The sequence below is a fragment of the Tepidiforma sp. genome (assembly GCF_034433535.1).
In the GTDB taxonomy this organism is placed as follows: Bacteria; Chloroflexota; Dehalococcoidia; order Tepidiformales; family Tepidiformaceae; genus Tepidiforma.
In genome coordinates this window covers 1-3301 of the sequence record NZ_DAOUAO010000026.1, presented here as the reverse complement: position 1 = coordinate 3301, position 3301 = coordinate 1, and the positions used below count along the sequence as shown (strand labels likewise).

The window sequence follows — 3301 nt, the reverse complement described above, 5'->3', positions numbered from 1 at the left end:
CTCGCTGCGGGTGCGCTCCCCGGGGAACCGCGCGACGACAACCGCATCGCTATCACGGCAGCGGTGCGGCACCGCGAAGCCTGGGAACGGCTCGAGGTAGCATGGGAGGCCTTGAGCGAGCAGTTCGCGGCTGTCGGTCGGGTGGGTTCGCAGTGCCTTGGGGTGCTCAACGGCGCGCTGGACACCGAGACGGCGGCGCCCCACGCCGCTGAACTGGACGGCGCGCTGGCCGAACTGGGGCGCCTGAGGCTGGTTGGGCAGCAGTTCGTCGAGGGAACCGATGAGGAGACGATTCGATGGGCCGAGCGCGACCGTGATGGGGCCGGGTCGCTCCACCTGGCGCCGCTCGAGGTCGGCCCACGGCTCTGGGACGTGCTGTTCGGCAAGCTGCGGGTGGTGGTGGCAACGAGCGCGACGCTTAAGGCGGGTCGCGATATGAGCTTTGCGGCCCGGCGGATCGGCCTGGAGGCCCCGGAGATGCTCGAGCTGGGCTCGCCCTTCGATTACCGCCGCGCCGCGCTCCTCGCGCTGGTCGAAGGCCTGCCCGAGCCGAATGCGCCCGGCTTTGCCGAGGGGTTGGCGGGGGCGATTGCCGAGCTGGCGCAGGCTTCCCAGGGGAGAGCTATCGCCCTGTTCACGTCGAATGCGCTGCTTTCCCGGGTGGCGGAGCTGGTGCGTCCCCGGATGGAACAGCTCGGTATTGTGACACTGGCGCAGGGGATCGATGGGACGCCGCGCTGGATGGTGGAACAGCTGCGCTCCCAGCCAGCGACCCTCCTGCTCGGAAGCGCCAGCTTTTGGGAGGGGGTCGATATTCGCGGCGACGCGCTGTCGCTGGTCATGATTACTCGGCTCCCGTTCGATGTGCCGTCGGACCCCGTCGCGCGGGCGAGGGCGGAACAGTATCCAAACCCATTCATCGATTACCAGCTGCCCACCGCTGTGCTGCGCTTCCGACAGGGCTTCGGCAGGCTGATTCGGCACAGGGATGACTGCGGAGTGGTGGCCGTGCTCGACCGGCGGCTGTGGGAGAAGCGCTACGGGCGGGCGTTCATCGAGGCCCTGCCGGAGTGCTCGCGGGTGGCCGGCCCGCCGCGGGCGGTCGCCCGGGCGGTCGCGGAGTGGCTGGATGGCGCCTGAGCTGGCCTGCGCCGGGGACCGTGTAGCGCTTGAGCCGGGTGGTCCTGCTGCACTGCGTGTAGTGCGGCGGTCCGATGGCGCGACGGTCGGCGAGGTGGAGCTGCGCGCGGACGGGCCGGGCGAAGGCGCGGTGATCTGGCGGCTGTGCATCGACGCGCCGCATCGGAGCTACGGGTGCGGTTCGGAAGCGGCCGTGCTGCTCGTGCAGGCGCTGCGCCGGGCAGGCTACCGCCGGGCCTGGGCCCGGGCGCACCCGGAGTTCGGGCTTTCGGTCTATTTCTGGGTGCGCATGGGCTTCCGGCCCCTTCATGGGGAGGGGCCGGAAGGCGGCATCTGGTTCGTGCGGGAGCTCTGAGCGGGTCAGCGGCTCAGGCGTTGGTCCAGGCGGCCATCTTTTCCCGGAGGCCACGGTCGAGTTCATCGAGGAACTCCTCGGTGGTGAGCCACGGCGTGTCTGGGGAGATGAGCATCGCCAGGTCCTTGGTCATGCGGCCGCTTTCGACCGTCTCCACGCAGACCTGCTCGAGCGTTTCGGCGAAACGGGCCACCTCGGGCGTGCCGTCGAGCTTCGCCCGGAACTGGAGCCCGCGGGTCCAGGCGAAAATCGAGGCGATCGGGTTGGTGGAGGTCTTCTCGCCGCGCTGGTAGGCGCGGTAGTGGCGGGTGACCGTGCCGTGGGCGGCCTCGGCCTCGCAGGTCTTGCCGTCAGGCGTGAGCAGCACCGACGTCATCAGGCCGAGTGAGCCGAAGCCCTGCGCGACCGTGTCCGACTGGACGTCGCCGTCGTAGTTCTTGCAGGCCCAGACGTAGCCGCCCTCCCACTTGAGCGCAGAGGCCACCATGTCGTCGATGAGGCGGTGCTCGTAGGTCAGGCCGCGGGCGCGGAACTCCTCGGCGAACTCGGTATCGAACACCTCCTGGAAGATGTCCTTGAAGCGCCCGTCGTAGGCCTTGAGGATGGTGTTCTTGGTCGAGAGGTAGACCGGGTAGTTGCGCTCGAGCCCGTAACGGAAGGAGGCGCGGGCGAAGTCGCGGATAGAGTCGTCGAAGTTGTACATCCCCATGGCGACGCCGGGCCCGCCAAAGTGCGCGACCTCGAGCTGAATCGGCTCGCCCCCGCCATCCGGGACCCAGGAGATGGTGACCGTGCCCGGCCCGGGCACGCGGAAGTCGGTCGCCTTGTACTGGTCGCCGTGGGCGTGGCGGCCGATGACGATGGGCTTCGTCCAGCCGGGGACCAGCCGCGGGATGTTCCGGCAGATGATCGGCTCGCGGAAGACGACGCCGCCGAGGATGTTGCGGATGGTGCCGTTCGGCGACTTCCACATCTGCTTCAGGTTGAATTCCTTCACCCGCGCCTCATCGGGGGTGATGGTGGCGCACTTCACGCCGACGCCGTGCTTCTTGATGGCGTAGGCGGCATCGATGGTGACCTGGTCGTTGGTGGCGTCGCGGTGTTCGATGCCCAGGTCGTAGTACTCGAGCTGGATATCGAGGTACGGCAGGATGAGCTTTTCTTTGATGAACCGCCAGATGATGCGGGTCATCTCGTCGCCGTCGAGCTCGACGACCGGATTGAGGACCTTGATTTTTTCCATGCTGGCGGCTCCTTTCAGGCGTCTGCCCTGGCGGCGATTTGGCGGAGCACGTACGGCAGGATGCCGTCGTGGCGGTAGTAGTCAAGCTCGACCGGGGTATCGATGCGGCAGATGACCTCGAATTCGACCTGTTCGCCATTCGCCCGGGTGGCGGTCACGCGCAGGCGACCCCGCGGGGCGAGCGACTCGGCCACGCCGCTGATGCGGTAGACCTCGGTGCCGTCGAGCCCGAGCGAAGCGCGGTCCTGCCCGGGCAGGAACTGGAGCGGGAGCACACCCATCCCCACGAGGTTGCTGCGGTGGATGCGCTCGAAGCTCTCGGCGATGACGGCGCGGACGCCGAGCAGCTTGACGCCTTTGGCTGCCCAGTCGCGGGAGGAGCCGGTGCCGTACTCCTTGCCGGCGAGGACGATCAGCGGGACGCCTTCTTCGCGGTACTTCACCGAGGCGTCGTAGATGGTCATCTCTTCGCCGTCGGGCAGGTGGCGGGTGACGCCGCCCTCGGTGCCTGGGGCAAGGAGGTTGCGGAGGCGGATGTTGGCGAAGGTCCCGCGGACCATGAC

3 protein-coding genes and 1 pseudogene are annotated in these 3301 nt (G+C 68.4%); 2 read left to right on the top strand and 2 right to left on the bottom strand.

Features of this window, described 5'->3' with window-relative positions; all coding sequences use genetic code 11:
- Both VAE46_RS01630 and VAE46_RS01625 read left to right on the top strand, forming a co-directional pair.
- Positions 1-1140: ATP-dependent DNA helicase (locus VAE46_RS01630; protein ID WP_322795161.1), on the top strand; the 1140-nt coding region annotated here is incomplete at its 5' end.
- Between the two features lie 61 nt (positions 1141-1201).
- A complete protein-coding gene (locus VAE46_RS01625; RefSeq protein WP_322795160.1) occupies positions 1202-1495 on the top strand; it encodes a GNAT family N-acetyltransferase in 294 nt (97 codons plus the stop codon).
- A 13-nt stretch (positions 1496-1508) separates the two neighbouring features.
- Here the strand turns inward: VAE46_RS01625 and VAE46_RS01620 are convergent, their stop codons facing one another.
- Positions 1509-2738: an NADP-dependent isocitrate dehydrogenase gene (locus VAE46_RS01620; protein WP_322795159.1), complete on the bottom strand. Its 1230-nt coding sequence runs from the start codon at positions 2736-2738 to the stop codon at positions 1509-1511.
- A gap of 14 nt (positions 2739-2752) precedes the next feature.
- Positions 2753-3301, bottom strand: a pseudogene (locus tag VAE46_RS01615) (aconitate hydratase); the annotation flags it as partial.

Excerpts from the sequence above, each read along its gene's own strand:
- VAE46_RS01620 (WP_322795159.1), bottom strand. The coding sequence starts at position 2,738 with ATGGAAAAAATCAAGGTCCTCAATCCGGTCGTCGAGCTCGACGGCGAC.